The organism is Streptomyces sp. 7N604 (assembly GCF_052245475.1).
Lineage (GTDB): Bacteria > Actinomycetota > Actinomycetes > Streptomycetales > Streptomycetaceae > Streptomyces.
Genome location: NZ_JBQQBX010000002.1, coordinates 209,355 through 228,668, shown reverse-complemented (window position 1 = coordinate 228,668; position 19,314 = coordinate 209,355). Strand labels below are relative to the sequence as shown.

The 19,314-nt window shown below is 72.1% G+C and carries 21 protein-coding genes and 1 pseudogene; 16 read left to right on the top strand and 6 right to left on the bottom strand.

Annotation, left to right across the window (positions count from 1 at the left end):
* Window positions 1-208: 208 nt before the first annotated feature.
* The 3 genes from ACTWP8_RS03235 (at window position 209) to ACTWP8_RS03225 (ending at window position 2,743) form a co-directional block, all read left to right on the top strand.
* Window positions 209-802 (top strand): DUF5998 family protein, encoded by a 594-nt coding sequence (locus ACTWP8_RS03235; RefSeq protein WP_443315500.1) that lies wholly within the window; start codon window positions 209-211, stop codon window positions 800-802.
* Entirely contained in the window at window positions 802-2,013 is a 1,212-nt protein-coding gene (locus ACTWP8_RS03230; RefSeq protein WP_443320616.1) for an alkaline phosphatase family protein, read from the top strand. Before ACTWP8_RS03235 ends, ACTWP8_RS03230 begins: the two co-directional genes overlap by 1 nt.
* Before the next feature lie 64 nt (window positions 2,014-2,077).
* Window positions 2,078-2,743 (top strand): thymidine kinase, encoded by a 666-nt coding sequence (locus tag ACTWP8_RS03225; RefSeq protein ID WP_443320615.1) that lies wholly within the window; start codon window positions 2,078-2,080, stop codon window positions 2,741-2,743.
* A 57-nt stretch (window positions 2,744-2,800) separates the two neighbouring features.
* Here the strand turns inward: ACTWP8_RS03225 and ACTWP8_RS03220 are convergent, their stop codons facing one another.
* Window positions 2,801-3,574, bottom strand: a complete 774-nt coding sequence (locus ACTWP8_RS03220; protein ID WP_443320614.1) for a VOC family protein — start codon at window positions 3,572-3,574, stop codon at window positions 2,801-2,803.
* Between the two features lie 314 nt (window positions 3,575-3,888).
* Between ACTWP8_RS03220 and ACTWP8_RS03215 the strand changes: the two genes are divergently transcribed.
* A complete protein-coding gene (locus ACTWP8_RS03215) occupies window positions 3,889-4,728 on the top strand; it encodes a sulfurtransferase (protein ID WP_443320613.1) in 840 nt (279 codons plus the stop codon).
* Between the two features lie 512 nt (window positions 4,729-5,240).
* Here ACTWP8_RS03215 and sepH read toward each other — a convergent pair.
* Window positions 5,241-6,308, bottom strand: coding sequence for a septation protein SepH (sepH, locus tag ACTWP8_RS03210; protein WP_443320612.1), 1,068 nt, complete (start codon window positions 6,306-6,308; stop codon window positions 5,241-5,243).
* 446 nt (window positions 6,309-6,754) lie between these two features.
* Window positions 6,755-8,062 carry a D-arabinono-1,4-lactone oxidase gene (locus tag ACTWP8_RS03205; RefSeq protein WP_443320611.1) on the bottom strand — a complete coding sequence of 436 codons (1,308 nt, stop codon included), beginning with the start codon at window positions 8,060-8,062 and terminating at the stop codon, window positions 6,755-6,757.
* A gap of 493 nt (window positions 8,063-8,555) precedes the next feature.
* Between ACTWP8_RS03205 and ACTWP8_RS03200 the strand changes: the two genes are divergently transcribed.
* Both ACTWP8_RS03200 and ACTWP8_RS03195 read left to right on the top strand, forming a co-directional pair.
* Window positions 8,556-9,707: a ferrochelatase gene (locus ACTWP8_RS03200; RefSeq protein ID WP_443320610.1), complete on the top strand. Its 1,152-nt coding sequence runs from the start codon at window positions 8,556-8,558 to the stop codon at window positions 9,705-9,707.
* The gene (locus ACTWP8_RS03195) at window positions 9,704-10,504 is read left to right on the top strand and encodes an inositol monophosphatase family protein (RefSeq protein ID WP_443320609.1); all 801 of its coding nucleotides are present in this window, start codon (window positions 9,704-9,706) and stop codon (window positions 10,502-10,504) included. The genes ACTWP8_RS03200 and ACTWP8_RS03195 overlap by 4 nt, the downstream gene beginning before the upstream one ends.
* A 176-nt stretch (window positions 10,505-10,680) precedes the next feature.
* Here the strand turns inward: ACTWP8_RS03195 and ACTWP8_RS03190 are convergent, their stop codons facing one another.
* Window positions 10,681-10,854, bottom strand: coding sequence for a hypothetical protein (locus ACTWP8_RS03190; protein WP_443315480.1), 174 nt, complete (start codon window positions 10,852-10,854; stop codon window positions 10,681-10,683).
* A gap of 322 nt (window positions 10,855-11,176) precedes the next feature.
* Between ACTWP8_RS03190 and ACTWP8_RS03185 the strand changes: the two genes are divergently transcribed.
* The 4 genes from ACTWP8_RS03185 (at window position 11,177) to ACTWP8_RS03170 (ending at window position 14,600) form a co-directional block, all read left to right on the top strand.
* Window positions 11,177-11,830, top strand: coding sequence for a response regulator transcription factor (locus ACTWP8_RS03185; RefSeq protein WP_443315479.1), 654 nt, complete (start codon window positions 11,177-11,179; stop codon window positions 11,828-11,830).
* 4 nt (window positions 11,831-11,834) lie between these two features.
* A complete protein-coding gene (locus ACTWP8_RS03180) occupies window positions 11,835-13,079 on the top strand; it encodes a sensor histidine kinase (RefSeq protein WP_443320608.1) in 1,245 nt (414 codons plus the stop codon).
* A 397-nt stretch (window positions 13,080-13,476) separates the two neighbouring features.
* A complete protein-coding gene (locus ACTWP8_RS03175) occupies window positions 13,477-13,776 on the top strand; it encodes a DUF4193 domain-containing protein (RefSeq protein ID WP_360852194.1) in 300 nt (99 codons plus the stop codon).
* Entirely contained in the window at window positions 13,698-14,600 is a 903-nt protein-coding gene (locus ACTWP8_RS03170) for a hypothetical protein (protein ID WP_443320708.1), read from the top strand. Before ACTWP8_RS03175 ends, ACTWP8_RS03170 begins: the two co-directional genes overlap by 79 nt.
* 57 nt (window positions 14,601-14,657) lie before the next feature.
* On the opposite strand, the gene ACTWP8_RS03165 is transcribed toward ACTWP8_RS03170, so the two are convergent.
* Complete coding sequence (locus tag ACTWP8_RS03165) at window positions 14,658-15,101, bottom strand: DUF3093 domain-containing protein (RefSeq protein WP_443320607.1); 444 nt, start codon at window positions 15,099-15,101, stop codon at window positions 14,658-14,660.
* 59 nt (window positions 15,102-15,160) lie between these two features.
* Between ACTWP8_RS03165 and ACTWP8_RS03160 the strand changes: the two genes are divergently transcribed.
* Genes ACTWP8_RS03160 through ACTWP8_RS03150 form a run of 3 tightly spaced genes read left to right on the top strand, consistent with a single transcriptional unit; the run spans window position 15,161 to window position 17,047 of the window.
* Window positions 15,161-15,745, top strand: coding sequence for a PaaI family thioesterase (locus ACTWP8_RS03160; protein WP_443320606.1), 585 nt, complete (start codon window positions 15,161-15,163; stop codon window positions 15,743-15,745).
* Window positions 15,742-16,257, top strand: a complete 516-nt coding sequence (dut, locus tag ACTWP8_RS03155; RefSeq protein WP_443315474.1) for a dUTP diphosphatase — start codon at window positions 15,742-15,744, stop codon at window positions 16,255-16,257. The genes ACTWP8_RS03160 and dut overlap by 4 nt, the downstream gene beginning before the upstream one ends.
* A gap of 1 nt (window position 16,258) precedes the next feature.
* Complete coding sequence (locus ACTWP8_RS03150) at window positions 16,259-17,047, top strand: DUF3710 domain-containing protein (RefSeq protein ID WP_443320605.1); 789 nt, start codon at window positions 16,259-16,261, stop codon at window positions 17,045-17,047.
* A 177-nt stretch (window positions 17,048-17,224) separates the two neighbouring features.
* Here ACTWP8_RS03150 and ACTWP8_RS03145 read toward each other — a convergent pair whose 3' ends face one another.
* Window positions 17,225-17,767 carry a GNAT family N-acetyltransferase gene (locus tag ACTWP8_RS03145; RefSeq protein WP_443320604.1) on the bottom strand — a complete coding sequence of 181 codons (543 nt, stop codon included), beginning with the start codon at window positions 17,765-17,767 and terminating at the stop codon, window positions 17,225-17,227.
* 113 nt (window positions 17,768-17,880) lie between these two features.
* Between ACTWP8_RS03145 and ACTWP8_RS03140 the strand changes: the two are divergent.
* From ACTWP8_RS03140 to ACTWP8_RS03130, 3 genes and pseudogenes are all read left to right on the top strand, one after another.
* Window positions 17,881-18,010, top strand: a pseudogene (locus ACTWP8_RS03140) (DNA-binding response regulator); the annotation flags it as partial.
* 74 nt (window positions 18,011-18,084) lie between these two features.
* Window positions 18,085-18,483 carry an OB-fold nucleic acid binding domain-containing protein gene (locus tag ACTWP8_RS03135; RefSeq protein WP_443320603.1) on the top strand — a complete coding sequence of 133 codons (399 nt, stop codon included), beginning with the start codon at window positions 18,085-18,087 and terminating at the stop codon, window positions 18,481-18,483.
* 3 nt (window positions 18,484-18,486) lie between these two features.
* Window positions 18,487-19,245 (top strand): DUF3159 domain-containing protein, encoded by a 759-nt coding sequence (locus ACTWP8_RS03130; RefSeq protein WP_443320602.1) that lies wholly within the window; start codon window positions 18,487-18,489, stop codon window positions 19,243-19,245.
* The last annotated feature ends 69 nt before the right edge of the window (window positions 19,246-19,314 follow it).

Sequence of the window (19,314 nt, the reverse complement as noted above, 5' to 3'; positions counted from 1 at the left end):
TGGCCGGGGCCGGTTCGGCACCGCCCACCTCTCGCCGCTGCCGCGGAGAGAGCTTGCCGCCGCGGCGGCGAGATGCGGGACGGTGGGGTCCGGTGGTGCCGAACTCTCCCAGCCGCTGCTGGGTGCTATGCCCCGCGCCCGGGGCCCGCGCGGGCCCGGGCCACGGCGGGGGAGGCTCGGGGGGCCCGCGGCCCCTTAGGATGGCCGCATGGCGAAGACCGGTACGACGACCCAAGGGCTGCGCGCGGCGATCGAGCGCAGCGGCTACTACCCGGCCCTCGTGGCCGAGGCGGTGGAGGCCGCCGTGGGCGGTGAGCCGGTCGCGTCCTACCTGGTCCACCAGGAGACGACCTTCGACGCCAACGAGGTCCGCCGCCACGTCACCGTCCTCGTCCTCACCGGCACCCGCTTCATCGTCAGCCACACCGACGAGCAGGCCGCCGACGGCACGTCCCCCTCGCCGTACGCCACCACCTCCACCGAGTCCGTCAAGCTCGACCGGATCTCCTCGGTCGTGGTCAGCCGGGTCGTCGCCAACCCGGAGTCGTACACCCCCGGCAACCTGCCCCGCGAGGTCGTCCTCACCATCGGCTGGGGCGCGGTCAGCCGCATCGACCTCGAGCCCGCCGCCTGCGGTGACCCCAACTGCGAGGCCGACCACGGCTACACCGGCTCCTCCACCGCCGACGACCTCAGCCTCCGGGTCAGCGAGGCAGGCGACGGCCCCGACTCGGTCCGGCAGACGCTGGCCTTCGCACAGGCGCTGTCCGAGGCCACCGCGGCCTCCGTGTCCGGCCGCTGATGGTCCAGGCCGCCACCGAAGGCTCCGGCCGGCACGAGCCCGCCGCCCTCGACCCACGCAGCGCACCCGCGCCCGAGTACGGCACGGGCTCGCTCGCCGATCTGCTGCCGACCGTCGTCGCCGGACAGGGCGTGCCGGGTCTGTCCGCGGGGCTCGGTCTCGAGCCGGCCGACCGCGTCTGCGTCTTCCTGGTCGACGGGCTCGGCTGGGAGCTGCTGAAGGCCCATCCCGGCGAAGCGCCGTTCCTCACCGGTCTTCTGGCGAGCTCGCGCGGCGGCACCGGTGCGCCGATAACGGCCGGCTTTCCGTCCACCACCGCGACATCCCTGGCCTCCGTGGGCACCGGCCGCCCGCCCGGCGCGCACGGTCTGCCCGGCTACACCGTCCTGGACCCGGACACCGGCGCCCTGATGAACCAGCTGCGCTGGAAGCCCTGGACGGACCCGCACGTCTGGCAGCCGTACCCCACCGTCTTCCAACTCGCCGAAGCCGCCGGGATCCACACCTGCCAGGTCACCTCGCCCGACTTCCAGCACACCCCGCTGACGAAGATCGCGCTGAGCGGCGGCAGCTTCCTCGGCAGGCTCTCCGGCGAGGAGCGGATGGACTTCGCAGCCGAGCAGCTGGCCGCAGCGGACCGCTCGCTCGTCTACACCTACTACAGCGAAGTGGACGGCAAGGGGCACCGTTTCGGCGTGGACTCCGACGCCTGGCGCGGCCAGCTCGCGTACGTCGACCGGCTCGCGCAGCGCCTCGCCGAGCAGCTGCCGCCCCGCTCGGTCCTCTATGTCACCGCCGACCACGGCATGATCGACATCCCCTTCGACCCGGAATCCCGGATCGACTTCGACGAGGACTGGGAACTGCGCGCCGGAGTCGCGGTGCTGGGCGGCGAGGGGCGCGCGAGGCACGTCTACGCGGTGCCGGGAGCCGCCGGCGACGTGGCCGCGGTCTGGAGCGAGGTGCTGGGCGACCGGATGTGGGTGGCGACCCGTGACGAGGCGATCGAGGTGGGCTGGTTCGGCCCGCCCGGGGCGGGGGTGGACGAGCGCGTCTACGGGCGGATCGGCGATGTCGTGGCCGCGGCCTGCGACGACGTCGCGATCGTCGCCCTGGAGAGCGAGCCGCACGAGTCGTCCATGGTCGGCCTGCACGGCTCGATGACGGCCATCGAACAGCTCGTCCCGCTCCTCGAAGTGCGCAGCACCTGACCGTATGAGTCGCGCCCCCGAGCCCGCCTGAAGCCTGAAGCCCGAAGAAAGGCCCGACAACTCCATGCCCGAGCTGGTGTTCTTCAGCGGCACGATGGACTGCGGCAAGAGCACCCTCGCTCTGCAGATCGAGCACAACCGCTCGGCCCGGGGCCTGGAGGGGCTGATCTTCACCCGGGACGACCGGGCGGGCGAGGGCAAGCTCTCCTCCAGGCTCGGTCTGGTCACGAAGGCGACCGAGGCGGGCCCCGGCTTCGACTTCTACGCCCATCTCGTCGGGCACCTCTCTGCCGGCGGCCGCGCCGACTACGTGATCGCCGACGAGGCGCAGTTCTTGGAGCCCGGGCAGATCGACCAGCTCGCCCGGATCGTCGACGACCTCGGGCTCGACGTCTTCGCCTTCGGGATCACCACCGACTTCCGCACCAAGCTCTTCCCCGGCTCCCAGCGGCTGGTCGAACTCGCCGACCGAGTCGAGGTCCTCCAGGTCGAGGCCCTGTGCTGGTGCGGCGCCCGCGCCACCCACAACGCCCGTACGGTGGGCGGGCGGATGGTCGTCGAGGGAGCCCAGGTCGTGGTCGGCGACGTCAACAGGCCCGAGGACGAGGTGGGTTACGAGGTCCTGTGCCGGCGCCACCACCGGCGCAGGATGACCGCGGCCGCCGCGCGGGCTGCCGCGCTGTCGCCCGATGTGCTGCCGGTCGACACCGCCGATGACGGCTGCGGCTAGCGCATCACCCGGCGCCGCTGTTCAGGCCATTGTTCAGCCTGCTGTTCCGGCCGTTGTTCAGCGCGCAACGGCGACGATCGTGAAGACCGCGCCCTCGGGGTCCTCGACCGTCGCGAGCCGCCCCATCGAAGCGTCCCACGGCGGCCGCACCACGCGGCCGCCCAGCTCGGCCACTCTGCGCGCCGCCGCATCCGTGTCCTCAACCGCGAAGTACGTCATCCAGTGCGGACCGCGGTCGCGCCGCAGCCCGTTCCCCACACCGTGGATCGCGGCCACAGGACGCCCCTCCAGATGCAGGGTCAGATCGTCGAGGCCGGCCGGGAGGACCGACTCGGTGTCGTAGCCGAAGACGGCCGCGTAGAACTTCGCGACCGTCGAAGTGTCCTGGGTCAGCAGCTCGTTCCAGACGGGTGTGCCGGGCTCGCCGGACAGCTCCGCGCTGAGGTGCTCGCCGCCCTGCCAGACGCCGAACACGGCGCCCGTCGTGTCCGAGGCGATGACCAGCCGTCCGGCCTCCCCGGCGTCCAGCGGGCCCACGCCGACGGTGCCGCCGCAGGCGCGGATCTGCTCGGCCGTGGCATCGGCGTCGTCCGAGGCCATGTAGGTCGTCCAGGCGACCGGCAGGTGCCGTCCGCGGGGCAGCTCGCCGATCCCGGCGACGACCCGGTTGTCGAGATACGCGCGGACGTACGGGCCCAGTTGCTGGGGACCCGGACTGAACGTCCAGCCGAACAGGGCGCCGTAGAAGTCCTGGGTTGTGGACAGGCTGTGAACCATCAGGCTCACCCAGCAGGGTGTGCCCGGAGTGCGCCGAGTCGGTGCACCGGTCATCGTCACTCTCTCCTCGGACCATCGTGGTGGCCGTGCGGGGGCAGGGCGCGCCGCCGTACCTGTTGTGCGCTGCGGGCGCCCACCAGATGCTTGCACTCCAGCACGCGCAGTAACCCTCGACCGCGCCGCAATCGGCTGGTTCCCGCCGGACGATGCCCGATTTGGTATTTCGCTTCCTTTTCTGCGTTATTGCGGTTCGGTCTCGGCGGCCGTTGCTCATGGCGTACCTGTGCCATCAGGGGGCCGTTTCGGGCCTCGCGGGTGTGCGCGGGTGCACGGCACGGCGCAGGCGGGACTGCGCGAGGATGGGCACCATGAATGCCATCATCACCGTATCCGAACTCGCGGGCGAGGCCGCGGGCGAGCGCCCGCCGGTCCTGCTCGACGTGCGCTGGCAGCTCGGCGGCCCGCCGGGACGGCCCGTGTACGACGAGGGTCACCTGCCGGGGGCCGTCTACATCGACCTCGACACCGAGCTGGCCGGACCCGCGGGCGCGGGCCGCGGGCGGCACCCGCTCCCGGACCTCGACGTCTTCGGTGCCGCGATGCGCAGAGCGGGCGTCTCGGCCGACCGGCCGGTCGTTGCATACGACGGCGGTCCCGGGTGGGGCGCGGCGCGGGCGTGGTGGCTGCTGCGGTGGGCGGGACACGAGGACGTACGTGTCCTGGACGGCGGTCTCGCGGCCTGGACCGCCGAGGGGCGGCCGCTCGCGACCGAGGCCCCGGAGCCCGCGGAAGGCACCTTCGTCCCGCGGCCCGGTGCCCTTCCGCTGCTCTCCGCGGACGACGCGGCGGCGCTCGCGCGCTCGGGCGTGCTGCTGGACGCGCGGGCGGGGGAGCGGTACCGGGGCGAGGTCGAGCCGATCGACCCGGTCGCCGGGCACATCCCGGGTGCGGTGTCCGCTCCCACGACGGAGAACACCACGGAGGACGGGCGCTTCCGGTCCGCGCCGGAGTTGCGGGAGCGGTTCGCGGCGCTGGGCGCGAAGGAGGAGGCGCGGGTCGGCGTCTACTGCGGCTCGGGGGTCTCGGGGGCGCACGAGGTCCTCGCGCTCGCCGTCGCGGGCATCCCCGCCGCGCTCTACGTCGGCTCCTGGAGCGAATGGTCCTCCGACCCCAGCCGCCCGGTGGCCACCGGCGCCGACCCGGGCTGACTCCCCCAATCCCCGAGCCTCCGCCCGAAATCCGTGCCACCCGCCCCTTCGGGATTCCCGGCCCGCCCAGGCATTTTCGGGCCTCAGGCCGGAATCGCTTCCGCCCCTGTGGAGCGGGCGGGAGGGAACCCCCGGCCTCCAAGCGGGATTCGCGCGCTCACCACGCCACGTTGTGCCCGTGCTTGACCGCACGGCCCCGCGGCGAGCAGCCGCCCGGCTCCGGGCCGGAGCCCGTGCTCAACCGCCGCTTTCCCGGCCCCGGGGCCAAAGTCCGCGCCGGCCGCCCCCTTTTGGGGCGGATGGGCGGGAAGAAGGAACCCTGGGCCTCCGGCCGGGATTCGCCCGCTCACCACGGCTCGTCGTGCCCGCGCTCGAGCGGACGGCAGCGCGGCGAGCGCCTCCCGGCTCCGGACCGGGTGCGTGCCCCCCCCGCCCCCTTCGGGGCGGGTCGGCGGGAAAAGGGAACCCCCGGCCGGAGGCCGGGGGTTCCTCGTAGAGCCGCCTTGGGGCGGTCAGTCCTGCTTCTTGCGGCGCGTGCCGAAGACGATTTCGTCCCAGCTCGGGACCGCCGCGCGGCGGCCCGGGCGGACGCCGTCCGCCTCGGCCTGACGGTCCGTCGTGCCCGTGAGCCGGTCCCGGTGACCGGCCACCGACCGCGGCATCAGCACGTCCGCGTAAGCGGAACCCGCTCCGGCCGCGGCCGGAGCCGCCGGCTCCGCCGGGGTCTCCGGCTCCTCGTCCGACTCCTCGGGCGGCGCCGCCGCAGGCTCCGGCACGATCATGTCGCCACGGAAGCTCGGCACCGCTTCCAACAGGCTGGTCAGCGAGTCCCGGTCACCGCTCTCCTCCGGCTCCGGCGCGGGGGCCGGAGCCGACCGGTCGGCGGGCCGGTCGGTCCGCTCGGACCGTTCGTCCGTCCGCTCGCGCGGCAGCCGCGCGATCCGCGGCACGAACGGGAAGCTCGGCTCCGGCGTGTCGTCCGTCTCGCCGATCAGCGCCCGCGCCTCGTCGTCCACGGCCTGTACGAGCCGCCGTGGCGGGTCGTACGTCCAGCTCGCCGAGTGCGGCTCGCCCGCGACCCGGTAGACGAGCAGCACTTCCCAAGTGCCGTCGTCCCGCCGCCAGGAGTCCCACTGGACGGTCTCCCGGTCGGCGCCGCGCAGCAGCAGCCGCTCCGAAACCGCCTCGCCCAACTGCGGTCCGGTGTTCTCGCCGGGCCGGCGGACGGGCGTCTTCCTGGCCCGCTCGGCCATGAAGGCGCGCTCGGCGAGGACCGGGCCTTCGAAGCGCCGCACCCGGTCGACCGGGATGCCGGCGAGCTGAGCGACCTCCTCGGCGGAGGCACCGGCTCGTATACGCGCCTGGATGTCGCGGGGCCGGAGGTGGCTCTCGACTTCGATCTCGATCTGCCCGAGCCGGGCGCGGTCGTTGCGCACGGCGGCGCGGAGCCGCTCGTCGATCGGAAGCGTGTACTCCGTGCTGTCCGCAGCCTTCAGCACCAGCCGTGTGCCGTCGTTGCTGACGGCCACGACACGCAGTTCGGGCATGGGGACCTCCCGGGTGGTGCCTGCCGACGTCACGTGCGTCGCTGCTTCCGCTAGACGAGTGTGGCCTGCCCGGGTGCAGCCTGCCACAACATTGCCGAGTTGCCCGGCGTGTCGGGCATGCGCCCGGATCAGCCGTTATGACACGGTTACCTATTTGCAACTCTCAGTGACCGTGTCGATCGTTTCTGCACGCCGTTACCCGTGTTCCGCCGCGGCTCCACCGATCCGAGTGCCGCCTCCGGCCCCCCGGTAGGTCCGGACGGCAGGATGGGATGCCGGAGCCAGGGCTCGCCACAGTACTCCATTCGGGCCACCTGGGTGGACCCGCCGCGCCGCCGAACTTGTCGCCCGAAAGGGAGTTGGCCGTCGTGGCCGCGGAGACCACGTGGGGTTTTCACAGAACCCACCGAATCGGAACGGATTACTCCGCTCAAGGGGCCACCGGCACGGGGGGCGCCTCGGGCGGCAGTTCGGCCGGTTCAGTCCCCCAGCACGCGCCGCAGATACGCGTTGCCGAACACCCGCTGGGGGTCCAACCGGTCGCGCAGCGCCGTGAATTCGCCGAAGCGCGGATACACCCCGGCCAGGTACTCCGCGTCGCGGCTGTGCAGCTTGCCCCAGTGCGGCCGCCCGTCATAAGCCGTCATGATCCGCTCGACCGCGGTGAAATACGCCTGGTGCGGGGCGCCCCGGTACATGTGAACGGCGATGTACGCGGATTCCCGCCCCGACGCGGTGGACAGAGCGATGTCGTCGGCCGGGGCGACCCGTACCTCCACCGGAAAGCCGACCCGCAGATCCGAGCGGTCGACCATGGCTTTGAGCTCGCGCAGCGCATCGACCGCGGCCTCGCGCGGGACGGCGTACTCCATCTCGATGAAACGGACCCTGCGGGGACTGGTGAAGACCTTGTAAGGAATGTCGGTGTAGGTGCGGGCCGAGATGGCGCGGCTCGAGATCCGCGCGATGCCGGGGATGGCGGCGGGCACGGCCCGGCCCACCGAACAGGCCGCCTGGAAGAGGCCGTTGGAGAGCAGCTCGTCGTCGATCCAGCCCTTGACCCGGCTGAGCGGTGCGACGGGCCCTGCGCTGCGGTTGTTGCGCTTGGTGTTGCAGTTGGCGGTGTGCGGGAACCAGTAGAACTCGAAGTGCTCGTTCTCCGCGACGAGTTGGCCGAACTCCGCGGTCACCCGGTCGAAGCGCATCGGCTCCTCGCGCGCGGTCAGCAGGAAGACCGGTTCCACGGCGAAGGTGATCGACGTGACGACGCCCAGCGCGCCGAGACCGATCCGGGCGGCCGCGAAGACCTCGGGGTTCTCCTTCTCGGAGCAGCGGAGCAGCGAGCCGTCGGCGGTGACCAGCTCAAGTGCCGTGATCTGGGCGGCGATGGAGGCGGAGTCGCGGCCGGTGCCGTGTGTGCCGGTGCTGGTGGCCCCGGCGACCGTCTGCTCCATGATGTCGCCCATGTTCGTCAGCGACAGGCCTTCGGCGGCGAGCGCCTGGCTGAGCTGCTTGAGGGGCGTGCCGGCGCCGACCGTGACGGTTCCCGCGGCGCGGTCGATCTCCCGTATCCCGGTGAGCCGTTCCGGCCGTATGAGCACTCCGTCCGTGGCCGCCGTCGCCGTGAAGGAGTGGCCTGTGCCGACGGGCTTCACCGTCTGGCCGTCCTCGGCCGCGGCGGCGACGATCCGCGCCAGCTCCTCCGCGGAGGCCGGTGCCAGGGACCCTGCCGGGCGGGCGGTGACGTTCCCTGCCCAGTTGCGCCACGCGGTGCTCTTGTCGGTCATCTGCCGCAGCCCCTCCCCGCTCGGGTGCCGGCCTCGGCCGGCGGTACCCCAGGAATGCCACCGCCGCCGCGAGCGCCCCGGCCGCGGCCGGCACCGCGTACCCCGCGCGGGCCCGGCGGCGTCCACCACTGCGCCACGGCCAGAACGGCAGGATCCCGGCCAGTTGGAGGGTGATCATACTCACGGTCCGCGTCGCGACGAATGGGTTGTGGGCCTTTGCTCCTCGAGTGGAACGGGTGGGCACAACCGACCCGCACCCGGCAACGGCGCGCAACCCTCCGCCGGGGATCCGTCTAGTGCGCGGCCGCACGCCGGTGGCCGGGTTGTGCCCGCCCGTTCCGCCCCCGCGGAACGAATGCCCACAACCGGCGTGAGGAGCGTCAAAGGCCGACATGGCTTACAAGGGGCCCGGGAGCCCGGCGCCACCGGTTTACGGGGGTGAGCGCGGGGGCGGACCCGGCGCAGCGCAGACGAGGGTGGCAGGATCGAGGGCATGCCCGAACAGCCCGCCCACGCCCCGTACGACGCTCTGCTCCTCCTCTCCTTCGGCGGTCCCGAAGGCCCCGACGATGTCGTGCCGTTCCTGGAGAACGTCACCCGCGGCCGCGGCATCCCCCGTGAGCGTCTGAAGGAGGTGGGGCAGCATTACTTCCTCTTCGGCGGCGTGAGCCCGATCAACGCCCAGAACCGCGAGCTGCTGCACGCGCTGCGCAAGGACTTCGCCGAACACGGCGTCGAGCTGCCCGTGTACTGGGGCAACCGCAACTGGGTGCCCTATCTGACGGACACCCTGCGCGAGATGGCGGTCCACGGCCGGCGGCGCATCCTGGTCTTCGCCACCAGCGCGTACGCCTCGTACTCGGGCTGCCGCCAGTACCGCGAGAACCTCGCGGACGCGCTCGCCACCCTGGACGCCGAGGGGCTGCCGCTGCCGCGGGTGGACAAGCTGCGGCACTACTTCAACCACCCCGGCTTCGTACAGCCCATGATCGACGCGACGCTCGCAGCGCTCGACGGGCTGCCCGCCGCCGTACGGGCCGGGGCGCACCTGGCGTTCACCACGCACTCCATCCCGACCTCCGCCGCCGACACCTCGGGGCCCGTCGAGGCGCACGGCGAGGGCGGCGCGTACGTTGCCCAGCACCTGGACGTGGCCCGGCAGATCGCCGGTGCGGTCCGGGAGGCCACGGGGGTCGACCGCCCCTGGCAGCTCGTCTACCAGTCGCGCAGCGGCGCCCCGCACATCCCCTGGCTGGAGCCGGACATCTGCGACCACCTGGAGGAGCTGCACGGCGCGGGTGCTCCGGCGGTGGTGATGGTCCCGATCGGATTCGTCTCCGACCACATGGAGGTCAAGTACGACCTCGACACGGAGGCCGCGGCCAAGGCCGAGGAGCTGGGGCTGCCGGTCACCCGGGCCGCGACCGTCGGAGCCGACCCGCGCTTCGCGGCGGGCATCCGCGACCTGGTTGTGGAGCGCGCGGCCGTGGAGCGAGGGCGTGCGGTGGAGCGCGGCGCGCTGGGCGCGCTCGGCCCGAGCCACGACCTCTGCCCGGTGGGCTGCTGCCCCGCCCGGGCGCCGCGCCCCGCTGCCGCGGGCGCCGACAGCCCGTACCCCCGACAGCAGGACCAGGGAGCACTGTGACCGACCGGCTCAAGGACGAACTCCTGACCCTCGCCCTGGAGGCCGCCCGCCGGGCTGGGGCGCTGCTGCGCGACAGCCGCCCGGCCGACCTCGGCGTCGCCGCGACCAAGACCAGCGCCATCGACGTGGTCACCGAAATGGACATAGCGTCCGAGAAGCTGATCACCGGCTATCTCTCCGAGGCGCGCCCCGACGACGGCTTCCTGGGGGAGGAGGGCTCGAGTACTGCAGGCAGCAGCGGCGTGCGCTGGGTCATCGACCCCATCGACGGCACGGTCAACTACCTCTACGGGCTCCCGGCATGGGCTGTCAGCATCGCCGCGGAGATCGACGGCGAGACGGCTGTGGGCGTGGTCGAGATCCCGAGCCGGGGCGAGACGTTCCGGGCGGTGCTCGGCGAGGGCGCGTACGTCGGGGACCGGCGCCTGGAGGCCCGCCCCGCGCCGAGCCTGGAGCAGGCCCTGGTCGGCACCGGCTTCGGCTATGTGACCGAGCGCCGCGCAGCTCAGGCCGAGATCGTGCGCAACGTGCTGCCGAGGGTCCGCGACATCCGGCGCGGCGGGTCCGCGGCGATCGACCTGTGCGATGTGGCCTGCGGCCGGCTCGACGGCTATTACGAGCGCGGGCTCAACCCGTGGGACTTCGCCGCGGGCGAGCTGATCGCCCGCGAGGCGGGTGCTCGCACCGGCGGGCGCCCGGGCGAGTCCCTGTCGACCGAACTGGCGGTCGCCGCCTCCCCGGGCCTCTTCGAGCCCCTCCAGCAGCTCCTGGACGAACTGGGCGCCTGGCACGACTGAGCCACTGACCCTCCCGGCGGTCCCGGATCCTGCTGCCGTGCCCGCGGCCGTTCCGGCGCCGCCGGCCCGCGCCACGGGTCCCCCGCACACAGCGCGCGCCTTGCGCGGCCGCGGCCCGACGGACGCGAAAGCGCCCCGGCACCTTTGGGTGCCGGGGCGCTTCCGCAGGACCGGGGTCAGGAGCTCAGGGCGCCGATTTCCACGCCGTGCTCGGCGGCCAGGCGGTGCAGGTCGTCCAGCTCTCCCTGCTCCACCTCGGCGAGGAAGTCATCGCCCATCTCTCGAGCGCGCGTCAGGTCGGACTCCGTGGTTCGTATGCGCTGCAGCAGTCCTGCGGTGAACGCGTCCATTTGCGCCCCCTCGTCGTGGGTCGGTGGCACTGGGGGTGTGCCGACGGCGGGTGATCACGCGCCCGGACTCCGCGGGGCGACCCGCGCTCGGCAGCCGCAAAAAGGGTGCCGTGTGGCATGCCGCGTACAGGGCGTGATCTCGGGTGTGCATTCGTCCTCCCCTCCCGTCACCTCAGGGAAACCTCAAGATGCGGAGATTCCTGAATTTCCCCTTCCGCCCGAACCCCTTACCTCCGGTTTATGAGCCTTCGAGGCAGGATGGAGGGGCTTCGACCGTTGGATATCCGGCCTGCCCACAGGCCCGTAGGGAAGGAAATGCGCCGTGCGCGTACTCGTCGTCGAGGACGAGCAACTGCTCGCCGATGCGGTGGCCACCGGACTGCGCCGGGAGGCCATGGCCGTCGACGTCGTGTATGACGGCGCCGCCGCCCTGGAGCGCATCGAGGTCAACGACTACGACGTGGTCGTCCTCGACCGTGACCTCCCGCTGGTGCACGGCGACGACGTGTGCCGCAAGATCGTCGAACTCGGCCTGCCGACCCGCGTCCTGATGCTCACCGCGTCCGGCGACGTCAGCGACCGCGTGGAGGGCCTGGAGATCGGCGCGGACGACTACCTCCCCAAGCCCTTCGCCTTCACCGAGCTCACCGCGCGCGTACGGGCTCTGGGGCGCCGTACGACCGTGGCTCTCCCGCCCGTCCTGGAACGCGCCGGGATCAAGCTGGACCCGAACCGGCGGGAGGTGTTCCGGAACGGCAAGGAGGTGCCGCTCGCGCCGAAGGAGTTCGCGGTGCTCGAGGTGCTGATGCGCGGCGAGGGCGCCGTGGTCTCCGCGGAGCAGCTTCTCGAGAAGGCCTGGGACGAGAACACCGACCCCTTCACCAACGTTGTCCGGGTGACCGTGATGACCCTGCGCCGCAAGCTCGGAGAGCCGCCCGTGATCGTCACCGTCCCCGGCTCCGGCTACCGGATCTGACGCGATGACCCAGACCCCGGCGCCCCCCGCGGCGCCGCCCAAGCCCACCTGGGACCCGCGCCACCCCTCCCGTCCCTTCCCCTGGCTGCGCCCGACCATCCGGATACGGCTCACGCTGCTCTACGGCGGCATGTTCCTGATCGCGGGCATCCTGCTGCTCTCGATCATCTACCTGCTGGCCGCGCAGGCGCTCAACGTCGGGAACGAGCCGCTGTTCAAACTGCTCCCGGGCAGCAAGGTGCAGCTGACCAGCAACGCGTGTCCCGATCTCAGGCCCGGGATGTCGGCCGACGAGGCCAACGTCGTCCTCGACGCCTGCATGGACCACCAGAAGCAGGTCGCGCTCGACGACCTCCTGCGCCGCTCGCTGCTCGCCCTCCTCGGCCTCAGCGTCGTCGCCTTCGCCTTCGGCTACGCGATGGCCGGACGGGTGCTCTCGCCGCTCGGCCGGATCACCCGTACGGCCCGCCAGGTGGTCGGCACCGACCTGTCGCGGCGGATCGAACTCGACGGTCCCGACGACGAGTTCAAGGAGCTGGCCGACACCTTCGACGGGATGCTCGACCGGCTGGCGCGGGCCTTCGATGCCCAGCGCCGCTTCGTGGCGAACGCTTCGCACGAGCTGCGCACGCCGCTGGCGATCAACCGCACGCTGCTCGAGGTCCAGCTCTCCGACCCCGCCGCTTCCCCCGAGCTGACCCAGCTCGGCAAGACGCTGCTGGCCACCAACGAGCGCAGCGAACAGCTGGTGGACGGTCTGCTGCTGCTGGCCAGGAGCGACAACGAGATCGTCGACCGCAAGCCCGTGGACCTGTCCGAGGTCGCCTCGCAGGTGGTGGAGCAGACCCGCGAGGAGGCCCAGTCCAAGGGGGTGGGGCTGCGCGGGGAGCGGGTACCGGCCGTTGTCCAGGGCAACGGCGTGCTGCTGGAGCGGGTCGCGCTGAACCTGGTGCAGAATGCCGTGCGCTACAACCACCCCGGGGGCTGGGTCGAGGTCACCACCGAGACCCGGCCGGGCCAGGCACTGCTGGTGGTCTCGAACACGGGACCCGTGGTCCCGGCGTACGAGCTGGACAACATCTTCGAGCCGTTCCGCAGGCTCCGTACGACGGAACGGACCGGCAGCGACAGGGGGGTGGGTCTGGGTCTCTCGATCGTCCGGTCCGTGGCACGGGCGCACGGCGGCAGCGTCACGGCGGAGCCGCGCGAGGGTGGCGGGCTCGTCCTGCGCGTCATCCTTCCCGTCTGAGGTGGCCGGGAGAGGGGGTGGTTCGCTTTGAGCGGAATTTCCCGAGTTATGCTCGGAAATCTCCGCGGGCGACCGTGTGTGATCGATCACATGGGCGAATTTTCGGCCATCTACTCTCCGTGGTCATAAGCGGTTCCAGAAGCCGGGAAGATCCTGGTTTCCGGGGGTCCTGATCACGGGAAGTACACGGGGAGGCCGTGTGTAGTGCGACAACAGGACGGTGTACGGTCCCGATCGCCATCCAAGCCGATCACCTCTTCAGGGGTGCGGTTGGGTGTCGATTGAGTAACAGACCTTGATGTGAGGCAAAATCTCCGCCTCGGGTCGGGCACAAGTCCGGCCTCTCACGCGTTACGTGCGCTGGAGACACCGCAGACACCCAGAGGGGGAGAGCGACATGGCAACGGATTACGACACCCCACGCAAGACCGATGACGACCTCAATGAGGACAGCATCGAGGAACTGAAGGCCCGGCGGAACGACAAGTCGACTTCGACCGTAGACGTCGATGAGTTCGAGCAGGCCGAGGGCCTGGAGCTGCCCGGTGCGGACCTCTCCAACGAGGAGCTGTCCGTGCGGGTGCTGCCCCGCCAGGCCGACGAGTTCACGTGCATGAGCTGCTTCCTCGTGCACCACCGCAGCCAGCTGGCAGCGGAGAAGAACGGCCAGCCGATCTGCCGCGACTGCGCGGCCTGAGGGACAGGCCGGCCGTGACAGGCTCCACGCCGCTCCGCAGAGGTCCCTTCGGGCGGCGGCGGTCCTCTCCGGGCGCACGCGGCGAGCGAGGCCGGGCGGCCTCGCTCGCAGCAGCGGCCGGCCGTGGCGTGAGCAAGGGCCGACGGGGCGCCCGCAACGGACTCTCGATGGTCGCCGACCGGATCATCGAGACCGCGCCGCGCATTCCGGTGCGCGACCTCGCCACGCTGCGCCGCCAGTTCCCGGGACTCGGTCCCGAGGAGATCGCGGACAAGCTGATTGCCGGGGCCGCCAAGGGTTCTTCGGCCGTCGGGGCGAGCGTCGGCGCCGCCGCGATGATGCCCGTGCCGCCCGCGATGCCGGCGGAACTCGCGGCCGAGATCGTCGGCGTCGCGTCGGTGGAGCTCAAGCTCATCGCCGAGCTGCACGAGGTCTACGGGATCAGGGTTCCGGGCACCTTCAAACACCGCGCGACCGCGTATCTCGGATCCTGGGCGGACGAGCGCGGCATCGACGTCACCAGACCGCTGACCGTCAACGCGGCCCTGGGCGTCCAGATGAGGCGGGAGCTGCGGCAGCAGGTCCTCAAGCGCACGATGCGCAATCTGCCGAACCTCCTGCCGTTCATGATCGGCGCCGCCGTCGGCGCCGCGATGAACCGGCGGGACACCAGAAGGGTCGCCGAGAAGATCCGCAAGGACCTGCGCAAGCGCCAGGTCCCCTGGGACGCCCTGCCGTCCGCCGGGCTGCCCCACGAGATCGAGGAGCCGGGCAGCCCCAAGGCGATCCAGCACCACGACCACCTCAGGAAGCCCGGGAGCTGACCACCCAGGCTCTCCCCTCCGGGCCTCTCCGGCCCCCGATGATGCCCCGGTGCCGCCTCAGGCCCGTACGGCCGCCAGCGCGGCGGCCAGCCCCTCGGGATCCCGGGTCGACAGATAGACGTACGGCGTCGGGTCCGCCGGGTCCGTGACCTCCACCCGCAGCGCGGTGGGGATGTAGCTGCGCAGCAGCAGATACGCCCGCGGGTCGGCCTTGTACGTCCGCCAGGCGGCCGCCTCGTCCGCGTCCAGCACCTCGGCCTCTCCAAGTGCCTCGACCGGGATGCGCGCGCCCCCGGCGACCAGCGAGCCCGCCACCACCCGGATCCGCGCGGAGCCGTACGAGCTCACCGCGACCGCCGCCAGCGCCACCCCGCCGATCAGCCCGCCCAGCATCGGCAGCGTGCCGAAGGGGAGCAGGATCAGCGCCAGGGAGAGCCCCGCGAGGACCGCGACGGCCCACCACGACCGCGGCGCGGTCAGGCGTTCTTCGTAGGACTGCATGCGCACAAGCTTGGCACGCGCGCGCTCGCGCCCCGCGTGCGCGGGTAGGGTCAGCACTCGTGAGTGGACCAACTGCATCGCTGAGGCCGCCGGCAGGTGCCAGGCCGCCCGTACGGCACCCCGAAGCGCCTCCGCCCGGCGAGCTCCTCGGCTCCCACTATGGTCAGTGCTTCGGATGCGGCGGAGAGCAGCCGCACGGTCTGCAGCTGGCAGCGCGCGCGGGCGAGGACGTCAGCGTGACCGCCGAGTTCACCGTCAGGCCCGCGCACCAGGGCGCGCCCGGCCTCGCGCACGGCGGCGTCCTGGCCACGGCCCTGGACGAGACGCTGGGCTCGCTGAACTGGCTGCTGCGCGTGGTCGCGGTGACCGGGCGGCTGGAGACCGATTTCGTCCGGCCCGTGCCCGTGGACACCGTGCTGCACCTGGACGCGCGGGTCACCGCGGTGCACGGCCGCAAGATCTACTCATCGGCCGTCGGCCGGATCGACGGCCCCGACGGGCTGGTCGCCGTGCGCGCCGACGCGCTCTTCATAGAGGTCAAGGTCGACCACTTCATCGAGCACGGCCGGGACGCGGAGATCAAGGCCGCGCTCGCCGATCCGGACCACGTGAAGGTCGCGCGCGCATTCGAGGTGAACCCGTGAGCCGTCCCCCTGTCGACGTCCTGATCCGGCGGCTGGATCCGCAGGTGCCCATCCCCGCGTACGGTCATCCCGGCGACGCGGGCGCCGACCTCGTGACCACGGAGCCCGCCGAGCTGGCCCCCGGCGAGCGGGCCGTCCTGCCGACCGGTGTGTCCGTCGCGCTCCCCGACGGGTACGCGGCCTTCGTGCATCCGCGCTCTGGCCTCGCCGCCCGCTGCGGTGTGGCCCTCGTGAATGCACCCGGGACGGTCGATGCCGGGTACCGTGGAGAGATCAAGGTGATCGTGGTCAATCTGGACCCGCGGGAGACCGTACGGTTCGAGCGGTTCGACCGGGTTGCCCAACTGGTCGTCCAGCAGGTCGAGAAGGTGCGCTTCCACGAAGTGGCGGAGCTTCCCGGCTCCGCACGGGCCGATGGAGGCTTCGGGTCCACCGGCGGCCATGCCGCGGTGGGCGGCTCCGCCGGGGGAAATGATTACGCAGCGGTCGTTGCCGACCGGGAAGGACAGTGACGTGTTCGGACGTCGTCGCAAGGGACGCGCAGACGCTGAGAATACTGCGGGCGCAGCCGACCGGCTGGCCGACGGCGTCGGCTCGGACGAGTTCGAGCCGGACAGCGCCGCGGAGGACACCGGCGGGCACCGCCGGGTGAGCCTGCCGCCGGCCCCGCGCCCCGATGGCCCCTGGGACATCTCCGAGGTCGGTAACCCCGGCGAAGGCCGAGTGGACCTGGGCGGGATCTTCGTGCCCGGAGTCGAGGGCATGGAGCTGCGGGTCGAGGTCGCAGGGGACTCGATCGTCGCCGCGACCGTGGTGCTGCGGGACAGCGCCGTGCAGCTGCAGGCGTTCGCCGCGCCCAAGAAGGAAGGCATCTGGGGCGAGATCCGTGCGGAGATCGCCGGGGGCATCACCCAGCAGGGCGGTGTGGTCGACGAGGTCGAGGGCCCGCTCGGCTGGGAGCTGCGCGCCCAGGTACCCGTACAGCTCCCGGACGGCACCAACGGCGTGCAGCTGGTGCGCTTCATCGGTGTCGACGGGCCGCGCTGGTTCCTGCGCGGTGTGATCTCCGGGCAGGGCGCGGTGCAGCCGCAGGCCGCGGGGCTGCTGGAGCAGATCTTCAGGGACACGGTCGTGGTGCGCGGCGAAGGGCCGATGGCTCCGCGCGACCCGATCGTGCTCAAGCTGCCGGACGACGCCCAGATGGTGCCCGAGGGCGTCCAGCAGGAGCAGGCCGAGGGCTCGCGGTTCGCGGGCGGCGTGGACCGGCTCCAGCGCGGTCCCGAGATCAGCGAGGTGCGCTGACGGCGGCTTGATCGAGCCCATGCCCATGCCGGTGGGCCGCACTCCTTCACAGGGAGTGCGGCCCACCGGCTTTTCGCGCTCGTACGCGGCTTCGCCCGCTCCCGTACCGGCGAGCTCGGCGGGCCCGCCCCTCCGACGGGAGCGGGCCGGTTCCGCGTATGCGGGACTGTCCAGGGCCTACCAGACGTCGCCGTCCCGCCAGTCGCACACCAGGACCCCCTTCGGGTCGAGCCTCGCGCCGGCCGGGAGTACGTACGTGCTGCCGTCGTCCTCCTCGGTGCGCTCGATACCCGACGGAGCCAGCACGCATGTCGGGCCCTGCCAGCGCTGCCAGCCCCGGGCCGCGTAGAAGCCGGCCGTGCCCCCCGCCGCGGACAGCGCCCCCAGGTCGTACGCCCGGCGCACGACCCGCTCCAGCGCCGTCATCACGGCCGTGCCGTGCCCCTGCCCGCGCCGGTCGGCGCGAACCGCGACGCCCTCCACGTAGCCGGTGCGCAGCGCCCTGCCGCCGTGCAGCAGGCGCCGCTGCACCACGGCGCCGTGCCCGATCAGCTCGTCGCCGTCCCACACCGTCGCGTGGACGCCGCCGAGGGTGTGGTCCCAGTCCGTTTCGGAGAAGTCGCCGTCGAAGGCTGCGTCGAGAAGCGTCCGGATGGCTTTGAGCTCGCCGTCGCCCAACTCCGCGGTGTGCGCGGCCCGTACGTCTGTCATGCGGGTCATCCTCGCAGCCTCGGCACTCCCGCACGAGGCCCGGTGCGAAGCCCGTGTGGGTTGCGTCAATACGCAGCGTAAGCGCGCCTCCCGCCTGATTTGTCCGATCCATCGGCCCGCGTCGCCAGATCTCCGACGAGAAGGCCGAGGGCGCTCGACGCCGGTGCCGACGACTACGTCACCAAGCCCTTAGGGCTGGACGAGCCGCTCGCCCGGCTGCGGGCCGCCGTGCGGCGCGCCGAGCCCGGCGGGCTCGAGCGGTGATGGCGCGAGACGTGCTCCCTCGGCCCGTGATCCGGCGGGCCCGGCACCGGTACGCTTCCGGTATGAGTGCCGTCCCCCGTTCCCAGAAGCCGGCCGGCCGGTTCCGGCGCATGCTCGACCGGCTGTCCTCCACCCAGGAGGAGCTGCACGCAGACGAGCTGCAGCAGGCCGCCGAGGCCGAGGGGTGCACGCGGATCAGCGACTGCGGCGACCGCCAGATCGTCAAGGTCACCGGCACCCTGCGGACGGTCACGCTGCGGCCGCGGGCCGGTGTGCCCGCGCTCGAGGCCGAGCTGTTCGACGGCTCGGCCGCGCTCGACGTCGTATGGCTCGGGCGCCGGTCCATCGTCGGCATAGAGCCGGGCCGCAAACTCATCGCATCGGGCCGGATCTCCATGAGCCACGGCCGCCGGGTGCTGTTCAATCCGAAGTACGAACTCCGACCGCTCGGACAGGAGTAGCCGGTGACCTCTCCGGACAAGCAGCCCGCGCAGGACCAGGACGCCGCGTCCCCCGGCCACGACGGGCGGGCCGCCACGGAGGCGGCCCTCTTCGAGGCGTTCGGCGGCGTGCGAGGCATGGTGGAGACCACCGTGCCGGGCCTGGTGTTCATCGCCGTCTACACCGTCAACAAGGACATCCACTTCTCTGCCATCGCCGCCCTCGCCCTGGCGCTGATGCTCGGTGTCGCGCGGCTGGTCCGCAGGGACACGGTCAAGCACGCCTTCAGCGGTGTCTTCGGTGTCGCCTTCGGTGTCGCCTTTGCGATGCTGACCGGCAATGCCAAGGACTTCTACCTGCCGGGCCTGCTCTACGCCCTCGGCATGGGCCTCGCCTTCGTCGTGACCACGCTTGCGGGCGTCCCGCTGATGGGGCTGATCCTCGGACCGGTCTTCAAGGAGAACCTGTCCTGGCGCACCCGCAACCCGGGGCGGAAGAAGGCGTACGCCAAAGCCAGCTGGGCCTGGGGGCTGATCTTCCTCACCAAGGTCGCGATCCTCTTCCCGCTCTACTGGTGGGCGGACACGACGCAGTTCGGCTGGGTGATCGTCGCGCTCAAGATCCCGCCCATGCTGCTGGCCCTCTACCTGACCTGGGTCTTCCTGGCCAAGGCGCCGCCGCCGATCGACGTGTTCGCCGAGATGGAGGCAGAGGAGAAGGCGGAGCGGGCGGAGCAGGAGCGCGCCGAGCAGGAGCGCGCCCGGGCCGCCGCGAGCGACTGATCCGGCAGCCGTCGTGCGAGGGGCCCGGGAACCAGCTGGTTCCCGGGCCCCTCGCCTTTCATGGACCGT

Coding starts and splice junctions, on each gene's coding strand:
- ACTWP8_RS03225 (WP_443320615.1), top strand. CDS start 2,078: ATGCCCGAGCTGGTGTTCTTCAGCGGCACGATGGACTGCGGCAAGAGC.
- ACTWP8_RS03190 (WP_443315480.1), bottom strand. CDS start 10,854: ATGGACGCGTTCACCGCAGGACTGCTGCAGCGCATACGAACCACGGAG.
- ACTWP8_RS03230 (WP_443320616.1), top strand. CDS start 802: ATGGTCCAGGCCGCCACCGAAGGCTCCGGCCGGCACGAGCCCGCCGCC.
- ACTWP8_RS03205 (WP_443320611.1), bottom strand. CDS start 8,062: ATGACCGACAAGAGCACCGCGTGGCGCAACTGGGCAGGGAACGTCACC.
- ACTWP8_RS03215 (WP_443320613.1), top strand. CDS start 3,889: ATGAATGCCATCATCACCGTATCCGAACTCGCGGGCGAGGCCGCGGGC.
- ACTWP8_RS03145 (WP_443320604.1), bottom strand. CDS start 17,767: ATGACCCGCATGACAGACGTACGGGCCGCGCACACCGCGGAGTTGGGC.
- ACTWP8_RS03220 (WP_443320614.1), bottom strand. CDS start 3,574: ATGACCGGTGCACCGACTCGGCGCACTCCGGGCACACCCTGCTGGGTG.
- ACTWP8_RS03235 (WP_443315500.1), top strand. CDS start 209: ATGGCGAAGACCGGTACGACGACCCAAGGGCTGCGCGCGGCGATCGAG.
- ACTWP8_RS03180 (WP_443320608.1), top strand. CDS start 11,835: ATGACCCAGACCCCGGCGCCCCCCGCGGCGCCGCCCAAGCCCACCTGG.
- ACTWP8_RS03135 (WP_443320603.1), top strand. CDS start 18,085: ATGAGTGCCGTCCCCCGTTCCCAGAAGCCGGCCGGCCGGTTCCGGCGC.
- ACTWP8_RS03200 (WP_443320610.1), top strand. CDS start 8,556: ATGCCCGAACAGCCCGCCCACGCCCCGTACGACGCTCTGCTCCTCCTC.
- ACTWP8_RS03175 (WP_360852194.1), top strand. CDS start 13,477: ATGGCAACGGATTACGACACCCCACGCAAGACCGATGACGACCTCAAT.
- ACTWP8_RS03165 (WP_443320607.1), bottom strand. CDS start 15,101: ATGCAGTCCTACGAAGAACGCCTGACCGCGCCGCGGTCGTGGTGGGCC.